Source organism: Variovorax sp. M-6, from assembly GCF_052114385.1.
Lineage (GTDB): Bacteria > Pseudomonadota > Gammaproteobacteria > Burkholderiales > Burkholderiaceae_C > Variovorax.
In genome coordinates this window covers 1-20,228 of the sequence record NZ_JBFREQ010000038.1, presented here as the reverse complement: position 1 = coordinate 20,228, position 20,228 = coordinate 1, and the positions used below count along the sequence as shown (strand labels likewise).

Sequence of the window (20,228 nt, the reverse complement as noted above, 5' to 3'; positions counted from 1 at the left end):
TCAATCAGATAATGGCATCGAGGACGATCATGCGACCTTTCAAGGGCTTTTTACACGGCAGTCGGCACGGTGAACATCCCGACGGCCTCGGCGGCGGGCGTGCCGATGGCGATCCCCACCGCGGCGGCAGCCGCGGCGGCGGCGGGGGCCGGGTCTTCGGCCATGGCGGGCTGCGCTTCGTGCTGCTGCAGCTCATCGCCCACAAGCCGAGCCACGGCTACGAACTGATCAAGGCCATCGAGGAGCGCCTCGGCGGCCGCTACAGCCCGAGCCCGGGCATCGTCTACCCCACGCTCACGCTGCTCGAGGAACTGGGCTACGTCAGCGTCGACGCGGCCGACGGCGGCGGGCGCAAGCGCTACAGCATCACCGCCGGCGGGCTGGATTTCCTCGCCGCCAACCGGGCGACCACCGACGAGATGATGGCCCGCATGGACGGCGGCGTCGACGGCGCCGGACCGCGCGCCGGCCGGCCGCCGCAGGTGGTCCGCGCCATCGAGAACCTCAAGCTCGCGATGCGCCTGCGCCTCGCCGGCGCCCCGCTCACCGAACAACAAGCCCACGAATTCGCCGCGGTGCTCGACAGCGCCGCCCAACAGTTGGAACGCATCTGAATCACATGACCGAAACCTCTTCCTCCGCCACACCCTCCTCCCCCGACCGCCTGCCGCGCCGCGTGCGCCACGACCTGCGGTTTCGCAAGCTGCAGGTGCAGACCGTGCAACGCCTCACGCCGCACCTGATCCGCATCACGCTCGGCGGCGACGAACTGGCGGGCTTCACCAGCCCCGGCTTCGACGACCACGCGAAGCTCTTCTTCCCCGACACGGCGACCGGGCGGCTCACCGTGCCGACGGTCGGACCCGAAGGCCCGGTCTGGCCGGCCGGCCCGAAGCCCACCATGCGCGACTACACGCCGCGCCGCCACGACCCGGTGGCCGGCACGCTCGAGATCGACTTCGCGCTGCACGACGCCGGTCCGGCGACCCAATGGGCCGAAGCGGCCCGTCCCGGCGACGTGGTCGGTGTCGGCGGCCCGCGCGGCTCCTTCCTCATCCCGACCGCCTTCGACTGGCACCTGCTGATCGGCGACGACACGGCCCTGCCCGCGATCTACCGCCGCCTGGCCGAACTGCCGCCCGGCGCCCGCGCCGTGGTGCTGGCGGAAGTCGACAGCGAAGCCGACGAAATCGCCTTCGACACGAAAGCGTCGCTCAGCCTTCGGTGGGTGCACCGTCACGGGGCCGAGCCGGGCGCAGGCACCGCGCTGCTCGACGCCCTGCGCCAGCTGGCGCTTCCCCAGGGCGATTTCCACGCCTGGGTGGCCTGCGAGTCCGTTGCCGCCAAGTCGATTCGAGCCCACCTGGTGGCCGAGCGCGGCGCCCATCCGAAGTGGGTCAAGGCCTCCGGCTACTGGCGCCGCGGCGCGATCGCCACGCACGACACCCACGAGGACTGAGCCCCCTCGCCCCCCCTGAACGCCGTATGCCACGCGGCCGTTTGACACTCACCGGTCAGCTGCCGAGAATTCCGCCTTTGAGGCAGTAGAAGGCGAGAGCGCCAAGGAGGCAGGCCATGAGCATCGGACTGGCGCAATGGCAGTTCTTGATTGCCACGCTGGGAGGCGTGCTGTTGCTGTTCGGCGTGATGTGGGCCTGGCGCCGGGTCGCGGTGCGCCGCGAGGCGGAACGCCGCATCGAAGCCGCGCGGGTGCGATCGGGCCACGTGCCGCTGGAGATTCCGACCGTGCGCGGCGGGATCGGCCCCTCGGACGACTCGGTGCCCGACACCCTTCCCGAATGGTTCATCCAGGGCAAGGGTGAACATGCGATCGTCGACGAGACGCCCCGGATCCGGGTCCGCTACGTCGACGCCCACGACCGGAAGGTCGAGTGCACGCTGCAGGTCGATCATCTGGACCTGCAAAAGAAAATGATCGTCGGCCACGGCGAACTGCCCGGCGATGCCCGACGGCTGCACCTGCATCGCATCACGTCGGCGCGCATCGCGGATTCGGGCCAGCGTTTCAACATCGACACCTGGGTCGACGCGGTGCGTGTCGCCCGCCGGCGCCGCGGCCAGGTCTGAGCGTCCGGCATGACGGCGAATCCAGCCAGAAACCAGCCCAGGTCCTGGCCATCACGCAGAAGGGTCGCGAGGCGTTGAAAGGTCGCGTGGAAGCGTAGGAATCCGCACAGCGGCTTGCATGCGCCGCCTGCGCTCGAGCTTGCCCAGGGTTTTCCCTGATTTATGGGGACAACGCTGTGGAGAACCGTACTGGCTTCAGCCGGGATCGTTGCCTGGCGGGGCCTGCAACGCGGTGCCTCCAAAAAAGGCACTCGGTTTCGGGTCGTGAAACGCCCCGCCTGACTGAACGCGGCCCCTTTCAGACGCGGGCTTGTTGTCGTCCGACACTTCCGTCCGAGATCAATTCGCCTTGCTCACGCGGCTTGGAGCCTTGTCATTGGTCGCCACAATCGGCTGCGTATCGCGGCAGTTCCCGAACTCGCAACGGACTGTCAAAGTCTGCCCGCCCGAGCACGGGACCGAGTAGGTCTCGAAACCCGGTCCGCGCTGAACAAGGGCCGCCAGAGGCGTAGCGCTGCAGCTTGCTGCCTTTGCGAACTTCTCCGCGTTGTAGGTGTCGCGCCCAGTCGCCCTCACCTCTACGGCCTGCGCGTTGGGCTTCGCCCACGTGAGCTTGACGGAGGGGTCGATGTTGACGTAGCCGTCCCGCGTCATGCAGTTCATCATGAGGGTTTCCTGGCTTTCGAACCAGGCTTGCGTCTGCGAATCGTGAACCCAGCGATGCATGGCAATGTGCCCTGTCGTTCCGACGCCAACGGCTGCCACCTGCGCGGCAAGCGCCATCGGTCCGACGCCGATGGCCCACCCGGCACCAAAGGCGATGGTCGCCAAAGCGGCATCGTGTTCCGGCTCGCCGGGGAACGGCAGTTCCCGAGCCCATCGTTGACACTTCGTCACGCTCGCGGCGTACGTCTCTGGCGCCACAGTCGTGGGCTCTACAGCAGGCACGTAGTCGGAGCCGCAACCCGAGCCTGGCCCCGTTGCCGGCCGGTCCTTGCAGTTCTTCACCATGTAGCCGCCGATGCCATTCGGGGGCGTGCTGCAAGCCGAAACCAGCAGCGCGACGAAAACGATCGCGATCAATCTCATGTCTTCTCCGAGGGTCCTACTCCTCTAAACATTTAAACACATAGTTCTCTTGATTGTTACAGGCCGTAAGATTTTTCGTCGCGCCTGTGCGAAATCGGGAGGGATCTGGACCACCGTCCTCTTTCCATCCGCCTGGCCCGAGGCTCCCGTCCGTGTCAAGGCGATGCAGGCGATCATGCCGTCGTGCCGCATGGCGAACTGCGCGCGCTTTTCCGAGCCCAATCCCCAGGCAACCGTCCACCATAATGTGCTGGCCCGGGCTGCAGGAGCTTTGCATCCCGGGCGTCGAAGTGCACAGAAGTGGCCCGGCCGCGCAGCGTAGGTTTCCCGACAAGCCGTTGCGCCGTCCGGCGCAATTTTCAAGGCCAAAACCTACGCTTGCGCCGCAAGTGCAGCTACCTTTCGTTAGGTCCCAGTACGTTGAAGCAACTAGAAGTCGATCGTGAAAATCCCAATGAAATCAAAGGGATAGTTGAGAAAAGCCTTGCGGATCGAGGTTCTGCGAAAGCCACGCTTTCCGGTCACACGCCCATGATGACCCAATACCTGGGCCTCAAGGCGGACCACCCGGACACCCTGCTGTTCTACCGGATGGGCGACTTCTACGAGCTGTTCTACGGCGATGCCGAGAAAGCCGCGCGCCTGCTCGACATCACGCTGACCCAGCGCGGCCAGTCGGCCGGCCAGCCGGTCGTCATGTGCGGCGTGCCCTTTCATTCGGTCGACACCTACCTCGCACGGCTGATCAAGCTCGGCGAATCGGTCGCGATCTGCGAGCAGGTCGGCGAGGTCGGCGCGGCCAAGGGGCCGGTCGAGCGCAAGGTGGTGCGGGTGGTGACGCCCGGCACGCTGACCGACGCCGAGCTGCTCAACGACAAGAGCGAATCCCTGCTGCTGGCGGTGCATGCCGGCTCGCGCAACTTCTGCGGGCTCGCCTGGCTCAGCGTCACCGGCGCCGAACTGCGGCTGGCCGAATGCCCGGCCGACGCGCTCGAAGCCTGGATCGCCCGCATCGCGCCCAGCGAGCTGCTGTACAGCGCCGAAGTCACGCCAGGCTTCGAACAGCGGCTGAAGGCCGCCCGCGGCGCCACGCCCTTCACGCTCTCGGTGCGGCCGGCCTGGCAGTTCGACGGTGGCCTGGGCGAGCGCAAGTTGTGCGCGCAGATGGGCAGCGCCAACCTGGCCGCCTGGAATGCCGAAGGGCTGGCCAACGCGCATGCCGCCGCCGCCGCGCTGCTGGGCTACGCCGAGCACACCCAGGGCCGCGCGCTGTCGCACGTGCAGCGGCTCGCGGTCGAGCGCGACGGCGAGCTGATCGAGCTGCCGCCGACCACCCGGCGCAACCTCGAGCTGGTCCAGACCCTGCGCGGCGAGGAATCGCCGACGCTCTTCTCGCTCATCGACACCTGCATGACCGGGATGGGCAGCCGGCGACTCAAGCGCTGGCTGCTGGCGCCGCGGCGCGACCGCGGCGACGCCCAGGCCCGGCTCGAAGCCATCGAGGCGCTCCAGGCCACCGCACCCGGCGGCACCTCCTCGCCCTGGCGCACGCTGCGCGAGCAGCTCAGGAACACCAGCGACGTCGAGCGCATCGCGGCGCGTATCGCCCTCGGGCAGGTGCGCCCGCGCGAACTGGTGGCGCTGCGGATGGCGCTGGCCAAGGCCGAGCACCTGGCACCCGCATTGCCCGGCTCGGCGCCCCTGCTGGCCGAGATCGCCGGCCGGCTCGCGCCGCCGGCCGGCTGCGTGGAGCTGCTGGTGGCCGCGGTCCATCCCGAACCCTCGGCCCTGGTGCGCGACGGCGGTGTCATCGCCGGCGGCCACGACGCCGAACTGGACGAGCTGCGCGCGATCAGCGAGAACTGCGACGACTTCCTGCTGAAGCTCGAAGCCAGCGAGCGCGAGCGCACCGGCATCAGCAACCTGCGGGTGCAGTTCAACCGCGTGCACGGCTTCTACATCGAGGTCACGCAGAGCGCGCTGGCCAAGGTGCCCGACAACTACCGCCGCCGCCAGACGCTGAAGAACGCCGAGCGTTTCATCACGCCCGAGCTCAAGGCCTTCGAGGACAAGGCGCTGTCGGCACAGGATCGCGCCCTGGCGCGCGAGAAGTGGCTCTACGAGCAGTTGCTCGATGCCCTCCAGCCCTCGGTGGCGGCCCTGACCCGGCTGGCCGCGGCATTGGCCGCGCTGGATGCCCTGTGCGCGCTGGCCGAGCGCTCGCACACGCTGCACTGGCGGGCGCCGAGCTTCGTCGCCCATCCCTGCATCGAGATCGACCAGGGCCGCCATCCAGTGGTCGAGGCGCGCCTCGCCGAAAAATCGGCGGGCGCCTTCATCGCGAACGACACCCGGCTCGGGCCGCAGCAGCGCATGCAGGTGATCACCGGTCCCAACATGGGCGGCAAGTCGACCTACATGCGGCAGGTCGCGATCATCGTGCTGCTGGCTTCCATCGGCTCGCACGTGCCGGCCGCGAGCTGCCGGCTCGGGCCCATCGACGCCATCCATACCCGGATCGGCGCGGCCGACGACCTGGCCAACGCGCAATCGACCTTCATGCTCGAGATGACCGAGGCGGCGCAGATCCTGCACGGCGCCACGGCCCACTCGCTGGTGCTGATGGACGAGATCGGCCGCGGCACCAGCACCTTCGACGGCCTGGCGCTGGCGGCCGGCATCGCGGCCCAGCTGCACGACCGCACCCGCGCCTTCACCCTCTTCGCCACCCACTATTTCGAGCTCACCGAATTCCCGGCGACGCACCATGGCGCGGTCAACATGCACGTGAGCGCGACCGAAGCCGGTCGCGACATCGTGTTCCTGCACGAGATGCAGCCCGGCCCGGCGAGCAAGAGCTACGGCATCCAGGTGGCGCGGCTGGCCGGCATGCCGGCGGCCGTGGTCAACCACGCCCGGCAGGCGCTCGAGGCGCTGGAGTCCCAGCAGACGAAGACACGCGCCCAGGTCGACCTGTTCGCGCCGCCGCCAGCGGCCGAGACGCCGCTGGCCAGCGCCGTAGAATCCGCGCTGAGCGCGCTCGATCCTGACGCGATGAGCCCCCGCGACGCGCTCGAAGCGCTCTACACACTGAAGAAACTCCAGGCGCGCGACATCGGCTGATGGTCCGATTCGTGCAAGAAGACCTCATGACCTACTGCGTCGGCATCAAACTCAACGCCGGACTGGTGTTCCTGTCCGATTCACGCACCAATGCGGGCGTGGACCACATCAGCACCTTCCGCAAGATGATCGTCTACGAGCAGCCGGGCGACCGCGTCATGGTGCTGCTGTCGGCCGGCAACCTGAGCATCTCGCAGTCGGTGCGCGAGATCCTGCAGATCGAGGAACTGCGCGAGGTCAAGGAGAGCGGCGAGGAGAGCCCGCCGATCACCATCTGGAACGCGAAGAGCATGTTCGACGCTGCGCGCGTACTGGGCTCGGCGGTGCGCCACGTCTACGACCGCGATGCCGAGGCGCTCAAGCACGCCGGACTGGACTTCAACGTCTCCTTCGTGTTCGGCGGCCAGGTCAAGGGCGAGGGCATGCGCCTGTTCCTGGTCTATGCGGCCGGCAACTTCATCGAGGCGACCACCGAGACGCCCTACTTCCAGGTCGGCGAGTCGAAGTACGGCAAGCCGGTGCTCGACCGCGTCCTGACGCCCGAGACCCCGCTCGACGAAGCCGCCAAGTGCGCGCTGGTGTCGATGGATTCGACCATGAAGTCGAATCTCTCGGTCGGCCTGCCGCTCGACCTCGTGGTGTACGAGGCCAACAGCCTGCGCACCGACAAGGTGGTCTGCATCGACGCCGACAACCCCTACTACCGGATGATGCACAACAGCTGGGGCCAGAAGCTGCGCGAGGTGTTCGACAGCATCGAGGACCCGGTCTGGGACGATGCCTACACCGAGCATCCGCTGAAGATGCCGGCGACGCGGCACAGCCCGCTGCGCAAGATCACGACCCCCGAAGAGAAGCTGATCTGAGCGCCGCGATGGGTATGCCGCCAGTCATCTTCTCGCACGGGAACAGCTTTCCCGCGAGCACCTACCGCGTGATGCTCGACAGCCTGCGCAATCGCGGCTTCGACATCGATGCGCTCGAGAAATTCGGCCACGACCCGAAGTATCCGGTCACCGACAACTGGCCGCACCTGGTGCAGCAACTCGCCGACTTCGCGCAGGAACGGGCCGAACGCGCGGGCTCGCCGGTGTTGCTGGTCGGCCATTCGCTCGGCGGCTTCCTGAGCCTGATGTGTGCCGCGCGCCACCCCAAGCTCGCCCGCGGCGTCGTGCTGCTCGACTCGCCGCTGATCGGCGGCTGGCGCGCCGGCACCATCAATCTCATCAAGCGCACGCCGCTGATGAAAAGCGTGTCGCCCGGCACGGTGAGCCGCAAGCGCCGCAACACCTGGGAGCACCGCGAGGCCGTGTTCGAGCACTTCCGCACCAAGAAGGCGTTCGCGAAATGGGACCAGCGCGTGCTGCGCGACTACATCGAGCACGGCACCTTCGACGTCGACGATGCGAGCGACGCCGGGCCGCCCCAAGGCGCGAGGGCCCCCTCGGGGGGCAGCAAGGACACGTCGGTGCCGAGCGTGGGGGCCAATTCGCGCGCCTTGAGCTTCGACCGCGACGTCGAGACCGCGATCTACGAAACCATCCCGCACAACCTGGGCGCCCTGCTGCGCGCCCATCCCCTGAAATGCCCCGCGGCATTCGTCGGCGGGCGCCAGTCGGTCGAGATGCGAAAGGTCGGCATGGCGATGACCCAGCTGGTCACCAAGGGCCGCATCATGATGCTCGACGGCACCCACCTGTTCCCGATGGAGAAGCCGATCGCCACCGCGGCCGCGGTGGAAGCCTCGCTGCGCAACCTGCTGGGCTGACGTTCCGCGCGCCGTGAACCGACCGCCGATCCGCCGGACCTGGCGTGCGGCATTGATCGGCGCGTGCCTGTGCATCTTCATGGGCCTGGCCACGCAAGAACTTGCGCGGGCCTCCGACGCCGCCTCGCCCGTGCAACTGATCGAAGCCGAAGCCGCGCGCGGCGCCTGGAATGACGAAGCTCCGCCGGCCAGCGGCTGGACGCCGGTCCGCCTGCCCGACAACTGGGACGTGCGATGGCCGGACTTCGACGGCGTCGTCTGGTATCGCGTGACCTGGGAGCAGGCGACGCCGCCGCAACCCACCGGTCTCATGCTTCGCTATCTCGCCATGGCTGGAGCGGTCTACTTGAACGGCACGCCGATCAGCCGCGACGCCCAACTCGTCGAGCCGCTCACCCGTTCGTGGAACACGCCGCGCCACTGGCTGCTGGCGCCGCCGCTGCTGAGGCCCGGCCGCAACACGCTGCTGGTGCGCGTGTCGGGCATCGCCGCCTACCAGCCGGGCCTGGGGCCCTTCACGCTCGGTGACCCGGCGGCCGTGCGAACGCTCTACGAACGCGAGCGCTTCGTGCGCCGCGACCTGCAGATCCTGGGCCTCGCCGTGGCGTCCACGCTGGTCGTGGATGCCGCGAAGACGGCGTTGAGGGCAACGCTCGAGGAACAGCATCGGCTGCAGGTGACGCATGCACGCATCGGGGAACGCGTGAACCTCGTCAGCGATCTGCACGACGGGCTGGGCGGCATGCTCGTGGGCAGCATCGCGACGCTCGAACAGGATCCCGACAAGCTGTCGGCTCGCCAGTTGCTGCACATGCTGAAGAGCCTGCAGGAAGACCTCCGACTCATCATCGACGCCTCGGTGCAGCGCGACGACGAGCGGGCGCTCGCCGACATGCTCGCGCCGCTGCGCCATCGCATGACGCAAGTGCTGGAAGCCAACGGCATCGAGTGCCGCTGGCAACTGTCGAACATCGCGACGCTCGAACTCACGCCTTCGCAGAACCTCGATGTCCTGCGCTTCCTGCTGGAAGCGTTGACCAACGCGCTCAAGCACAGCCGCGCGCGCCACGTCGACATCGCCTTGCAGCACGATGGCGGCGAACTGCTCGTCACCGTGCGCGACGACGGCCGCGGCTTTGCCATGGACGCTGTCGGCCGGACCCACGGCACGGGCCTGCGCAGCATGCGCACGCGCGCCCGTCGCCTGGGCGCCGAGCTGGAGCTGCACTCGGCGCCGGGCGACACCCGCGTAGCGCTACGGCTCGGCCTTCAGGGGCAAGGCGGCAGCGACGACTCGAAGTGAGTGAGCGGGGGAGCACTCATATGAGTGGCCTACCACGCTGTCGCGTGACCTGCGACACGTGAAACCGGCGCAACCCGATACCAGGGATACCGCGGAACCGGCTTTGCCGGGCCGCTGGTATCGCCCCCTTGAGGGGGAGGCGCCGCAGGCGCTTCGGGGGTGTTTCCCCTTATTCTGCCCAGACCACCAGGCCGCTCCATGCGGTCGCCAGGACCACGATGCCGAAGGCGATCCGGTACCAGGCGAACGGCACGAAGTCGTGGGTGCTGATGTAGCGCAGCAGCCAGCGTACGCAGAGCCAGGCGCTCAGGAACGAGAACACCAGGCCGACCGCGAACAGCGGGATGTCGGCCACCGACAGCAGCGCGCGCTCCTTGTAGAGGCTGTAGACGCCGGCGCCGATCAGGGTCGGGATCGCGAGAAAGAAGGAGAAATCGGTCGCCGCCTTGCGCGACAGTCCCAGCAGCATGCCGCCGATGATGGTCGAGCCGCTGCGGCTGGTCCCCGGGATCATCGCGAAACACTGCACCAGGCCGACCTTGAGCGCGTCCCACGGCGTCATGTCGTCCACATGCTCGACGCGCACCGAGCCCGGCGGCCGCTTCTCGGCCCACAGGATGATGAAGCCGCCGATGATGAAAGTGCTGGCCACCACGGTCGGCGTGAAAAGGTGCGCCTTGATCGCCTTGCCGAACAGCAGGCCCAGCACCACCGCCGGCAGGAAGCCGATCAGCACATTGAGCGCGAAGCGCCGCGCCTTGGGCTGGCGCGGCAGCGCGACGATGGTCGAGTGGATCTTCTGCCAGTAGACCAGGATGACCGCGAAGATCGCGCCGGTCTGGATCGCGATGTCGAAGACCTTGGCCTTGTCGTCGTCGAAACCGAGCAACGACCCCGCGAGGATCAGGTGGCCGGTCGACGAGATGGGAAGAAATTCAGTCAGGCCCTCGACGATGCCCATGACGGCGGCCTTGGCCAGCAATACGATATCCACGCGCACTCCTTGAAAGAGCGTCGATTATCGCGATGGCCGCGGTCAGGATCCGTTCAGCTCAGCACTGCGAAATCACGCGAACGACCGCCTCGCGATGGTCGCGGAAACCCATCCGGGCGTAGAGCCGGTGGGCGCTCTCGTTGTCCCGCATGACGTGCAGGAACGGCGTTTCTCCGCGCTGCAGCTGGCGGCGAATCAGCTTCGCGGCCAGCCGGCGCGCGAGGCCTCGGCCCTGGAAGTCGGGATGCGTGCACACGCCGCTGATCTCGCGCAGCGCGCCGGCGCACATGCGCTCGCCCGCCATGGCGATCAGGCGGTCCCCTTCGAAGCAGCCGAAGTAGTCGCCGAGCTCGGGGGTCCTCGGACCGAAAGGGCCGGGACGGGTCAGCGCGGCCAGCGCGACCGCTTGCGCCGCGTGCTCCGGCCGCAACGCAAGGGCGTCGAAGGCCTCGTCGTCGTCGGGCATCGAGCCCCCCGCCCATACCATCCTGAACATGGTCGAATCCAGGTCGATCCGCCAGCCCGCGGGAGCCGCGCCCGACCAGTCCATGCAATAGAAATGATCGCCCGGCTCGCAGTACGGCGTCAGCGCATCGAGATCCGGGTGTTCGGCATTCGCGAAGCCGACGATCGGAGAAAAGCCGGGGGCGTATCGGCGCGCCCGGTCGGTGCCCGTGGCGTACTTCGCATGAGGGCCCGAGAGGGTGTTCCAGGCGATGTTGTCGAGGAGATGGTGCATCGTGGATTCGATCCTACCTGCTCGACTCGCCGCGGCACGCGCTCGAGCGCGCCCTCTATTTCTTTGACTCGGAAAGGGCGCGCCGCAAAGCCCGCACCGCACTGTCGACCGTGGTCAGCACCTCCAGCCCCGACGCGGCCTCGCAGGCGGCCCGGGCGCGTGCCATGCTGAACTGGGTCAGCGCGATGCGCGTGCAGCCACGCTCGCGCAAGGCCCGGGCCGCGCCGGCAATGCGCTCGTCGTGCGCCTGCGCGTCACCGCGATTCAGCGCATCGAGCGCCCCCTCGGCCAGCGCGAGTTCGAGCTCGACGCCTTCGGGAAACTCGGGCGGCATCGATTCCAGCGTGGGCTGGAACGTGGCGATCAACCCCAGCTTGCCGGTCCCGGCCGCCGCCTCGGCCACCATCGCCTCGTTGGGCTTGAGCACGGGAACGCCCGCATGCCGCCGCGCCACCGCCTCGATGCAGGGGCCGAAGGCCGAGCAGGTGAAGAGAACGCCCTGCGCCCCGGCATCGACGGCGTACTGGGCGAGGCGCTGGAAGCGCTCGTGCATCGCCTCGTCGAGCCCTCGCCCGCCGCGTGCGAGATCGGCCGACAGGCTGTCGTCCAGCAGGTTCATGCGAACGGCTTCGGGCCAGTCGCGCGCCATCGCCTCGTTGATCGGAGCGACCGAATGCGCCAAGGCGTGGATGAGGGCAATGCGGGTCATGGTCAAGGGTGATCAGATGCCCTTCGACGAAGGATTCGCGAACGCGTCTTTCGTCTCGGCATTGAGCGGGTAGTTGATGTTGATGTTCTTCGGCGGGATGGGCGACATGAACCAGCGGTTGTAGAGCTTGTCCATCTCGCCCGATTTCATCATGCCGCCGACCACGCGGTCCACCAGCGCCTTGAACTCGGGGTCGTCCTTGCGCAGCATCAGCGACTGGTTTTCGGTGCGCAGGCTCTCGCCGGTGATCAGGAACTCCTTCGGGTTGCGTGCATTGGCGATCTGGCCCGCCAGCAGGATGTCGTCGAGCACGAAGGCCTGGGCGCGGCCGTTCTCGACCAGCAGGAAGGACTCGGTATGGTCCTTGGCCGCGACGTTGACGACTTCGAGGTTCTTGCCCTTGTCGGCCTCGCGCAGCAGCCGGAACGAGGTCGTGCCGGTGGTCGTCACCACCGTCTTGCCCTGCAGGTCGGCGATGCTCCGGATCCCGGAATCGGCCTTGACCAGCATGCGCACGTTGTAGCGGAAGATGTCCGGCGAAAACGCCACCTGCTTCTGCCGCTCGACCAGGTTGGTGGTCGAGCCGCACTCGATGTCGACCGTGCCGTTGGCCACCAGCGGAATGCGGTTGGCCGAGGTCACGGCCTGGTAGCGGATCTCGATGGCCGGCATCTTCAGCTCGGTCTTCACGGCCTCGACGATGCGGTTGCAGATGTCGATGCTATAGCCGACCGGCTTCAGGTTGCTGTCGAGGTAGGAGAAGCCGAAGGACGACTCGCGGTAGCCGAAGGTGACCGCGCCGCTGGCCTTGATCTTGGCCAACGTGCCGCCCTCCTGGGCCTGCACGGACGTGAGCGGAACCAGCGCACAGGCGGCAGCCAGCGCGGCGCCGGCAAGGATGGACGGACGAAGGAAGGCCATGGCGCAGCTCCTGGGAACAGGTTGAAGAACGGGAACGGGGAAATTCGGTGGGCGCGTCAACGCGCCCGTGGTGCATCGACCGCGCGCGTGACGGAGTCGATCGCAGAGGCCAGCCGGGCTGCGATCTCCTGCAGGTCCTGCCGCGTGGCGACGAAGGGCGGGGCCAGCAGCACGTGGTCGCCCTGCCGGCCGTCGACCGTGCCGCCGAAGGGGTAGCACAACAGGCCCCGCGCCATCGCCTCCTTCTTGACCCAGGCGTGCAGCCGCAGGCCGGGCGGGAACGGCGCCTTGGTGGCCCGTTCGGCCACCAGCTCGACGCCCCAGAAGAAGCCGCGGCCACGGATGTCGCCCACGTGCGGATGGCTGCCGAGCGCCTGGCGCAGCATCGCGCCGAAAACTTCGCCGTCGTCGCGCACCTTGGCCAGCAGGCCGTCGCGCCGGATCACCTGTTGCACCGCGAGCGCGGCCGCGCAGGCCACCGGATGGCCGAGGTAGGTATGGCCGTGCTGGAAGAAGCCGCTGCCCTGCGACATCGCCTCGACGATGCGGCGCTGTGCGAGCACCGCACCGATCGGCTGGTAGCCGCCGCCGAGCCCCTTGGCGACCGTGACGAGGTCGGGCACCACGCCCTCCTGCTCGCAGGCGTAGAGCGTGCCGCAGCGGCCCATGCCGCACATCACCTCGTCGAGGATCAGCAGCACGCCATGGCGGTCGCAGACCTCGCGCACGGCCTTGAAATAGCCCGGCACCGGCGTCAGCACGCCGGCGGTGGCGCCGCCCACGGTCTCGGCCACGAAGGCGATCACGCGGTCGGCGCCCTGCGCCAGGATCGCCGCCTCGAGTTCGGCGGCGAGCCGCAGTCCGTACTGCTCGGCGGTCTCGCCGTCGCGTTGCTCGCGGTACGGGTAGCACGGCGAGACGTGCGTGGCCGGGACCAGGAGGGGGGCGAAGGGCTCGCGCCGCCAGGCGTTGCCGCCGACCGCCAGCGCTCCCAGCGTGTTGCCGTGGTAGCTCTGGCGGCGGGCGATGAAGTGGGTGCGCTGCGGTTGCCCGATCTCGACGAAATACTGGCGCGCCATCTTGAGCGCCGACTCCACGGCCTCCGACCCGCCGCTCACCAGATAGACATGGCTCATGCCCTCGGGCGCGGTGCGGATCAGCTCGTCCGCGAGCTGCTCCGCCACTTCGGTGGTGAAGAAACTGGTGTGGGCGTAGGCCAGCTTGTCGATCTGGGCGTGCATCGCGGCGATCACGTCCGGATGCCCGTGCCCCAGCGACGAGACCGCGGCGCCGCCCGAGGCGTCGAGGTAGTCGCGGCCCGCGGCATCGCGGATCGTCATGCCGCTGGCGGAAACGGCGACCGGGGGCGTGTGGCGGAGATGGCGATGGAAGACGTGCGTCATGGCGTTCTGAGCTTGGAACCAATGTACCGGTCGAATTATTGTTTGGAACATTTGTTCCGTCAAGAGATGCTGGAACACCTTTGTTCCATCCGGTACATTCGTTCCAAATCGAGAGGAATCCCATGGGCGTCAAGGACGATCTCCGCCAGCGCTACGCCGGCCTCAGCCCTGCCCTGCAGCAGGTGGCCAAGTACGTGCTCGACCATCCGAACGACGTGGTCACGCATTCGATGCGCACCGTCGGCACGCGCGCCGGCGGCACCCCGGCCACGCTGGTGCGCTTCGCGCAGCACCTGGGCTATGCGGGCTGGCCGCAGTTCAAGGAAGCCGTGGCCTCGGAGATGGGACTCGGTCCGGAGGCCTACGGCGAGCGCGCCCGCACGCTGGTCGGACGTGCCGCCGACCGCAACCTGGTCGAGGAGATGTTCGAGGTCCAGCGGCACAACCTCGAGGCCACGCAGCGCCAGAGCGCCGCTTCGCTGCAGAAGGCCTGCGCCCTGCTGGAGAAGGCGGTCACGGTGCACGCGGCCGGCTTCAGGGCCTGCTTCCCCATCGCCTTCTCGTTCGTCTATGTCTATCGGATGTTCCGCACCAGCGTGCAGTTGATCGACGGCCAGGGCGGCTCGCTCGAGATGCAGCAGCGCGCGCTGGGCAAGGGCGATGCGCTGCTGGTCGCCAGCTTCGCCCCCTACTCGCGCGAGGCGCTGCAGGTGGCCGAAGCCGCCAAGGCGGCCGGCTGCAAGGTGCTCGCATTGACCGACAGCGTGGCCTCGCCGCTGTCGCTGCTGGCGGACGAGACGCTGCTGTTCGCGATCCAGAGCCCGTCGTTCTTTCCCTCGATCGCCGCCGGCACGGCACTGACCGAGGCCTTGCTGGAGCTGCTGGCGAGCCGTGCCGGCAAGCCGGTGGTCAAGCGCATCGACCGGGCCGAGACCCAGCTGTTCGAGTCAGGCGCCTACCTGCAGGCGCCGCGCCTGCGCGGCGGCTGACTCAGGAGCTGGCCGGCGTGGCCGCCGCGAGGGGCTTGGGCGAAGGCGCCATCCACTCGGCATGCCAGCCGCCGCCCAGCGACTGGATCAGCGCCACGGCCGCGGTCTGCCGGTTGACCTGCACCTGCAGGAGCGCGCGCCGCCCATTGAGCGCCGAAACCTGCGCCACCACCACGCTGGTGTAGTCGATGGTGCCAGCGCGGTAGCGGTTGAGGAACTGCTGCTCGGTGCGGTCGGCCGCGGCCGAGCCCTGGCGGCGCAGCACCTCCTGCTGCGCCAGGCTGTTGCCGGCAGTGAGCTGGTCTTCAACGCTCTGGAAGGCGGCCAGCACGGTCTGGCGATAGCGCGCCACCGAGGCTTCGTGCCCGGCCTTGGCCGCATCGACGCTGGCGCCGATCGCCCCGCCGTCGAACACCACCTGCGCCACCGAGAGCCCGAGCGACCAGAGCATGGTCGAGGCGTTGAACAGATCGCCCACGCGCGAGGCGTTGCTGCTGACGCTTCCGCTCAGGTTGAAGTTCGGGTAGTAGGCCGAGCGCGCGATGCCGATCTGGGCATTCGCCGCCGCGACCTGCCGCTCGGCCGCAGCGATGTCGGGCCGCCGCTCGAGCAGGGTCGACGGCAGTTCGGCCGGCACGCCGGGTACCGTCGCCTTCCACTCCGCCACGGGCAGGTCGAAGTCGGCCGGCGCGACGCCGACCAGCACCGCGATCGCGTGCTCGAGCGCATCGCGGTTGCGCTGCAATGCGGCGCGCTCGGCCTGGGTGTTGACATACAGCGTCTCGGCCTGCAGCACGTCGCTCTGGGCCGCGATGCTGGCCGCATAGCGGTTGCGCGTGATCTGCAGGCTGCGCTGGTAGCCCTCGAGCGTTTCGTCGAGGATGCGCAGTTCGGCATCGGCTTCGCGCAGCGAAAAGTAGTTGGTCGCCAGTTCGCCCACCGTGGACAGGCGCGCCGACGCCAGGTCGGCCTCGCTGGCCTGGGCACTGGCCTGGGCACTGTCGACCGCCTGGCGCAGGCGGCCCCAGACGTCCGGCGCCCAGTCGACGCCCAGCGCGGCGGCCGTGGCGGTGCTGGCCGAGACGTCGCGCCCGCCGGTGCGGCGCGCGCTGCCGTCGAGCGTGACCTGCGGGAACAGCGCCGCCCGCTGGCCGCGCACCAGCGCCTGGGCCTGCGCGTAGTTGGCGACCGCGGCGGCGATGTTCTGGTTCGACACCTGCACGCGTGCGGCGAGCCCGTCGAGCGTGGCGTCGCCGAAGAGCTTCCACCATTCGCCGCGGTCGAAGGCATCGGCCGGCGCGGCCGGCTGCCAGCCGGCGGCGGCCGGGGCCGACTTCCAGGCCGCCGGCGCGGCCATGGGCGGCCGCTCGTAGGCCGGGCCGACGGCGCAGCCCGCGAGCAACGCCGCCAGGGCCAGTGCCACGGGTCGGCTGGGGAAAAAGCGTTTCGATGCGGTCATGGGTGCGATGCAATGTCGGGCGCGCGGGCCAGGGGGGACTCGGCCGCGCGGCTCAGGTACTTTTCGTTGGCCGGCCGTCGGCGCAGCTTGTCGAGCAGCACGTAGACGACCGGCGTGGTCAGCAGGGTCAGCAGCTGGCTGGCGATCAGCCCGCCGATGATGGCGACGCCCAGCGGCTGGCGCAGCTCCGAGCCCAGGCCGAAGCCGATCGCCAGCGGCAGCGCGCCGAGCGCGGCCGCCAGCGTGGTCATCAGGATCGGGCGGAAGCGCAGCAGGCAGGCCTCGCGCACCGCCTCGGTCGCGCTGAGCCCGCGCGAGCGCTCGGCCTCGAGCGCGAAGTCGATGATCAGGATCGCGTTCTTCTTGACGATGCCGATCAGCAGGAAGACGCCGATCAGCGCGATGATCGAGAACTCCATGCGGAACAGCAGCAGCGCCAGCACCGCGCCGACGCCGGCCGAGGGCAGCGTGGTCAGCACCGTGATCGGATGCACCAGGCTCTCGTAGAGCACGCCCAGCACGATGTAGATCACGATCAGCGCCGCGACGATCAGAAACCACTGCTGCCCCTGCGACTGCTGCGCCGCCAGCGCCGTGCCCTGGAAGCTGCCGCGCACGTTGATCGGCATCGCGATGTCGGCCTCGGCCTGGGCGACGATGCGCTTGGCATCCGACAGGCTCACGCCATCGGCCAGGCTGAACGACACCGTGCTCGCGAGTTCGGTGTCCTGGTGGTCGATCGAGGTCGGCACGGCCCGCTCGCTGAGCTTGGCGAAGGCCGCGAGCGGCACCATGAGCGTGGTGTCGGTAGCGATCTGCTGGCCGGTGGAGGCGGTGCGCAGGGCCGGATTGGCCGACACCGTGGTCGAGGTGCCGGTGTTGGCGTCGGTCGTGTTCTTGATCGAGCTGGTGATCGACTGGCCGCTGGCATCGGTGGTGGTCTGCAGCGTCGAGGGCACGTACAGGTCCTTCAGCACGATCGGCGAGCGCTGGAAGCGCGGCGCCCATTCCATGACCACCGAGTACTGGTTGAGCTCGTCGTAGATGGTCGCCACCGAGCGTTGGCCGTAGGCGTTGTAGAGCGCGTTGTCGACCGCCGCCGAGGTCACGCCCAGCCGGGCGGCGGCGTCGCGGTCGACCTCGACGAAGGTCTCGACGCCGTTGTCCGCATCGTCGCTGTCGACGTCGGTGAGCGCGGTCTCCTGGCGCAGCCGGTCGGCCAGCTTGGTCGACCAGGCACGCAGGTCGGCCAGGTTGTCGCTCTTGAGCGTGTACTGGTAGCTCGAGTTGCTCGAGCGCCCGCCCATGCGCAGGTCCTGCACCGGGCTCAGGAACACGCGCAGGCCGGTCAGCTGGTTGAGCTGAGGGCGCAGCCGGTCGATCACCGCCTGCGTCTTCTCGCTGCGCTGCGACAGCGGCTTGAGGTTCACGAACATGAAGCCGCCGCCCGAGCGGCCGCCGCCCGAGAAGCCGACCACGGTATCGACCGCCGGATCCTTGCGGATGATGTCCACCGCCTGGCGCAGCTTGTCGGCGATCGCCGCCGAGGAGATGCTCTGGTCGGCGCGCAGCCCGGCATTGAGCTGGCCGTTGTCCTGCTGCGGGAAGTAGCCCTTGGGGATGGCGTTGAACAGGTAGACGTTGAGCCCGATCACCGCCAGCAGCACCACCATCACGACGCCCTTGCTCGCCAGCGCCCAGTCGAGGCTGTGGGCATAGGCGCGCAGCGTGCCGTTCCAGGCCCGTTCCGCTTGCCGGCTGAACCAGGCGCGCAGGCGCCCGGGCGTCTTGCCGCCCTCCTCGGCCTCGCTGCGCAGCAGCATGGCGCACAGCATCGGCGTGGTGGTCAGCGAGATCACGAGCGAGATCAGCACCGCGGCCGACAGCGTGACCGCGAACTCGCGGAACAGCCGCCCGACCTGCCCGCCCATGAACAGCAGCGGGATGAACACCGCCACCAGCGACAGGCTGATCGACAGCACCGTGAAGCCGACCTCGCGGGCGCCGCGCAGCGCCGCCTCGACCCGGTTCATGCCGGCCTCGACGTGGCGGGTGGTGTTCTCGAGCACCACGATCGCGTCGTCGACCACGAAGCCGGTGGCGACCGTGAGCGCCATCAGGCTCAGGTTGTTGAGGCTGTAGCCCAGCAGGTGCATGACGCCGAAGGTGCCGAGCAGCGACACCACGGTCGCCACCGCCGGCACGATGGTGGCGCGCGCCTTGCGCAGGAAGAGGCCGACCACCAGCACCACCAGCACCACCGAGATCATCAGCGTGGCCTCGATCTCGCGCAGCGAGGCGCGGATCGTGTTGGTGCGGTCCGAGGCGACCTGGACGTCGATGTCCTGCGGCAGCTGCGCGCGCAGTTCGGGCAGCAGCTCGCGCACGCCGTCGACCGTCTCGATGATGTTGGCGCCGGGCTCCTGCGTCACCAGCACGATCACCGCGGGCTCGCCGTTGAAGAGCCCCAGCGTGCGCGTGTTCTCGACGCTGTCGATCACCCGCGCGACGTCGCCCAGGCGCACCGCGGCGTTGTTGCGCCAGGCGATCACCATGTCGCGGTACTCCGAGGCATGGCGGCCCGGCGCCGGCGTGTAGATCTGCAGCCGGCGGTCGGCGCTCTCGATCGCGCCCTTGGGCCGGTTGGCGTTGTTGGCCTGGATCGCGGCGCGCACGTCCTCGCTGCTGATGCCGAAGCGGTTGAGCGCGAAGGGCTCCAGCTCGACCCGCACCGCGGGCAGCGAGCCGCCGCCGATCTCGACCTCGCCGACGCCCTCGACCTGCGACAGCCGCTGGCTCACGATGTTCGAGACCGCCTCGTAGATCTGGCCCGGCGTACGGGTCTTGGAGGTCAGCGCCAGGATCACGACCGGCGCCGCGGTCGGGTTGCGCTTGCGATAGGTCGGGTTGCTGCGCAGCGTGGCCGGCAGGTCGGCGCGGGCGGCGTTGATCGCGGCCTGCACCTCGCGCGCGGCGCTGTCGATGTTGCGGCTGAGGTCGAACTGCAGCGTGACGCGCGCCGAGCCGTTGGAACTGGTCGAGGTCAGCTCGTTGACGCCGGGGATGATGCCGAGCCGCCGCTCCAGCGGCGTGGCGACGCTCGAGGCCATGGTGCTGGGGCTCGCGCCAGCCAGGCTGGCCTGCACCGAGATCGTCGGGTAGTCCACCTGGGGCAGCGGCGAGACCGGCAGCACGAGGAAGGCGACGATGCCGGCCAGCGCGATGCCGATGGTGAGCAGCATCGTGGCGATGGGGCGCTCGACGAAAGGCTTGGAGAGGTTCATGCGGCCTCCCTTTACTTTGCACCGTGGCAGTGGGGGCGGCGGCGGTCGGTATACCCCGGGCCGGCCGACGTCACCGGCCCTTCGGGCTTCCCTGCGCTGCTCGCGGTACGCGGGGTCTCGCTCAAACTCGCCTTCGGCTCAAACAGTCGCGAGCCCTGATCCGCGTACCGCTGCGCTGCTCGGCGGTGCCTCAACGGCCGGCCCGGGGCATACCGCCCACCGCCGTGGACAGGTTGGGGTTGCATTGCAACGCTGGAAGCGCAGGGGCGGCTCGCACACCCCCGAAGCCCGGCATGCGGTGCGGGACCGGCGATCCCCTCTGCGCCGCTGAGGAGCGCAGCTTCAGGCGGAAAAAGGGC

Annotated in this window: 16 protein-coding genes; 8 read left to right on the top strand and 8 right to left on the bottom strand. The window is 68.9% G+C overall.

The window, feature by feature from the left end; translation table 11 throughout:
- Positions 1–29: 29 nt before the first annotated feature.
- The 3 genes from AB4Z46_RS30015 (at position 30) to AB4Z46_RS30005 (ending at position 2,088) form a co-directional block, all read left to right on the top strand.
- Positions 30–614 (top strand): PadR family transcriptional regulator, encoded by a 585-nt coding sequence (locus AB4Z46_RS30015; protein WP_442287209.1) that lies wholly within the window; start codon positions 30–32, stop codon positions 612–614.
- 5 nt (positions 615–619) lie between these two features.
- A complete protein-coding gene (locus AB4Z46_RS30010; RefSeq protein WP_442287208.1) occupies positions 620–1,459 on the top strand; it encodes a siderophore-interacting protein in 840 nt (279 codons plus the stop codon).
- Between the two features lie 116 nt (positions 1,460–1,575).
- Positions 1,576–2,088: a hypothetical protein gene (locus tag AB4Z46_RS30005; protein WP_442287207.1), complete on the top strand. Its 513-nt coding sequence runs from the start codon at positions 1,576–1,578 to the stop codon at positions 2,086–2,088.
- A 339-nt stretch (positions 2,089–2,427) separates the two neighbouring features.
- On the opposite strand, the gene AB4Z46_RS30000 is transcribed toward AB4Z46_RS30005, so the two are convergent.
- Positions 2,428–3,177 carry a hypothetical protein gene (locus tag AB4Z46_RS30000; protein ID WP_442287206.1) on the bottom strand — a complete coding sequence of 250 codons (750 nt, stop codon included), beginning with the start codon at positions 3,175–3,177 and terminating at the stop codon, positions 2,428–2,430.
- A gap of 531 nt (positions 3,178–3,708) precedes the next feature.
- Between AB4Z46_RS30000 and mutS the strand changes: the two genes are divergently transcribed.
- From mutS to AB4Z46_RS29980, 4 genes are read left to right on the top strand one after another with little or no spacing between them, the layout of a single operon-like run.
- The gene (gene mutS, locus AB4Z46_RS29995; RefSeq protein ID WP_442287205.1) at positions 3,709–6,300 is read left to right on the top strand and encodes a DNA mismatch repair protein MutS; all 2,592 of its coding nucleotides are present in this window, start codon (positions 3,709–3,711) and stop codon (positions 6,298–6,300) included.
- A 26-nt stretch (positions 6,301–6,326) separates the two neighbouring features.
- Positions 6,327–7,166, top strand: coding sequence for a peptidase (locus AB4Z46_RS29990; protein WP_442287204.1), 840 nt, complete (start codon positions 6,327–6,329; stop codon positions 7,164–7,166).
- 14 nt (positions 7,167–7,180) lie between these two features.
- Positions 7,181–8,068: an alpha/beta hydrolase gene (locus AB4Z46_RS29985; protein ID WP_442287248.1), complete on the top strand. Its 888-nt coding sequence runs from the start codon at positions 7,181–7,183 to the stop codon at positions 8,066–8,068.
- Between the two features lie 13 nt (positions 8,069–8,081).
- Positions 8,082–9,371, top strand: a complete 1,290-nt coding sequence (locus AB4Z46_RS29980) for a sensor histidine kinase (protein WP_442287203.1) — start codon at positions 8,082–8,084, stop codon at positions 9,369–9,371.
- A 169-nt stretch (positions 9,372–9,540) separates the two neighbouring features.
- On the opposite strand, the gene AB4Z46_RS29975 is transcribed toward AB4Z46_RS29980, so the two are convergent.
- From AB4Z46_RS29975 to AB4Z46_RS29955, 5 genes are read right to left on the bottom strand one after another with little or no spacing between them, the layout of a single operon-like run.
- A complete protein-coding gene (locus tag AB4Z46_RS29975; protein WP_442287202.1) occupies positions 9,541–10,365 on the bottom strand; it encodes an undecaprenyl-diphosphate phosphatase in 825 nt (274 codons plus the stop codon).
- Between the two features lie 58 nt (positions 10,366–10,423).
- Positions 10,424–11,104, bottom strand: coding sequence for a GNAT family N-acetyltransferase (locus AB4Z46_RS29970; protein ID WP_442287201.1), 681 nt, complete (start codon positions 11,102–11,104; stop codon positions 10,424–10,426).
- Positions 11,105–11,159: 55 nt separating this feature from the next.
- On the bottom strand, positions 11,160–11,813 hold the full coding sequence (locus AB4Z46_RS29965) for an aspartate/glutamate racemase family protein (RefSeq protein WP_442287200.1): 654 nt from the start codon (positions 11,811–11,813) through the stop codon (positions 11,160–11,162).
- 12 nt (positions 11,814–11,825) lie between these two features.
- The gene (locus AB4Z46_RS29960; RefSeq protein ID WP_442287199.1) at positions 11,826–12,734 is read right to left on the bottom strand and encodes a transporter substrate-binding domain-containing protein; all 909 of its coding nucleotides are present in this window, start codon (positions 12,732–12,734) and stop codon (positions 11,826–11,828) included.
- Positions 12,735–12,790: 56 nt separating this feature from the next.
- A complete protein-coding gene (locus AB4Z46_RS29955; protein ID WP_442287198.1) occupies positions 12,791–14,137 on the bottom strand; it encodes an aspartate aminotransferase family protein in 1,347 nt (448 codons plus the stop codon).
- 122 nt (positions 14,138–14,259) lie between these two features.
- Between AB4Z46_RS29955 and AB4Z46_RS29950 the strand changes: the two genes are divergently transcribed.
- Positions 14,260–15,126 carry a MurR/RpiR family transcriptional regulator gene (locus tag AB4Z46_RS29950; protein ID WP_442287197.1) on the top strand — a complete coding sequence of 289 codons (867 nt, stop codon included), beginning with the start codon at positions 14,260–14,262 and terminating at the stop codon, positions 15,124–15,126.
- 1 nt (position 15,127) lies between these two features.
- On the opposite strand, the gene AB4Z46_RS29945 is transcribed toward AB4Z46_RS29950, so the two are convergent.
- Entirely contained in the window at positions 15,128–16,585 is a 1,458-nt protein-coding gene (locus AB4Z46_RS29945; protein ID WP_442287196.1) for an efflux transporter outer membrane subunit, read from the bottom strand.
- Positions 16,582–19,869 carry an efflux RND transporter permease subunit gene (locus tag AB4Z46_RS29940; protein WP_442287195.1) on the bottom strand — a complete coding sequence of 1,096 codons (3,288 nt, stop codon included), beginning with the start codon at positions 19,867–19,869 and terminating at the stop codon, positions 16,582–16,584. Before AB4Z46_RS29940 ends, AB4Z46_RS29945 begins: the two co-directional genes overlap by 4 nt.
- Positions 19,870–20,228: the final 359 nt, after the last annotated feature.

Excerpts from the sequence above, each read along its gene's own strand:
- AB4Z46_RS30015 (WP_442287209.1), top strand. The coding sequence starts at position 30 with ATGCGACCTTTCAAGGGCTTTTTACACGGCAGTCGGCACGGTGAACAT.
- AB4Z46_RS30010 (WP_442287208.1), top strand. The coding sequence starts at position 620 with ATGACCGAAACCTCTTCCTCCGCCACACCCTCCTCCCCCGACCGCCTG.
- AB4Z46_RS30005 (WP_442287207.1), top strand. The coding sequence starts at position 1,576 with ATGAGCATCGGACTGGCGCAATGGCAGTTCTTGATTGCCACGCTGGGA.
- AB4Z46_RS30000 (WP_442287206.1), bottom strand. The coding sequence starts at position 3,177 with ATGAGATTGATCGCGATCGTTTTCGTCGCGCTGCTGGTTTCGGCTTGC.
- mutS (WP_442287205.1), top strand. The coding sequence starts at position 3,709 with ATGATGACCCAATACCTGGGCCTCAAGGCGGACCACCCGGACACCCTG.
- AB4Z46_RS29990 (WP_442287204.1), top strand. The coding sequence starts at position 6,327 with ATGACCTACTGCGTCGGCATCAAACTCAACGCCGGACTGGTGTTCCTG.
- AB4Z46_RS29985 (WP_442287248.1), top strand. The coding sequence starts at position 7,181 with ATGCCGCCAGTCATCTTCTCGCACGGGAACAGCTTTCCCGCGAGCACC.
- AB4Z46_RS29970 (WP_442287201.1), bottom strand. The coding sequence starts at position 11,104 with ATGCACCATCTCCTCGACAACATCGCCTGGAACACCCTCTCGGGCCCT.
- AB4Z46_RS29965 (WP_442287200.1), bottom strand. The coding sequence starts at position 11,813 with ATGACCCGCATTGCCCTCATCCACGCCTTGGCGCATTCGGTCGCTCCG.
- AB4Z46_RS29960 (WP_442287199.1), bottom strand. The coding sequence starts at position 12,734 with ATGGCCTTCCTTCGTCCGTCCATCCTTGCCGGCGCCGCGCTGGCTGCC.
- AB4Z46_RS29955 (WP_442287198.1), bottom strand. The coding sequence starts at position 14,137 with ATGACGCACGTCTTCCATCGCCATCTCCGCCACACGCCCCCGGTCGCC.
- AB4Z46_RS29950 (WP_442287197.1), top strand. The coding sequence starts at position 14,260 with ATGGGCGTCAAGGACGATCTCCGCCAGCGCTACGCCGGCCTCAGCCCT.
- AB4Z46_RS29945 (WP_442287196.1), bottom strand. The coding sequence starts at position 16,585 with ATGACCGCATCGAAACGCTTTTTCCCCAGCCGACCCGTGGCACTGGCC.
- AB4Z46_RS29940 (WP_442287195.1), bottom strand. The coding sequence starts at position 19,869 with ATGAACCTCTCCAAGCCTTTCGTCGAGCGCCCCATCGCCACGATGCTG.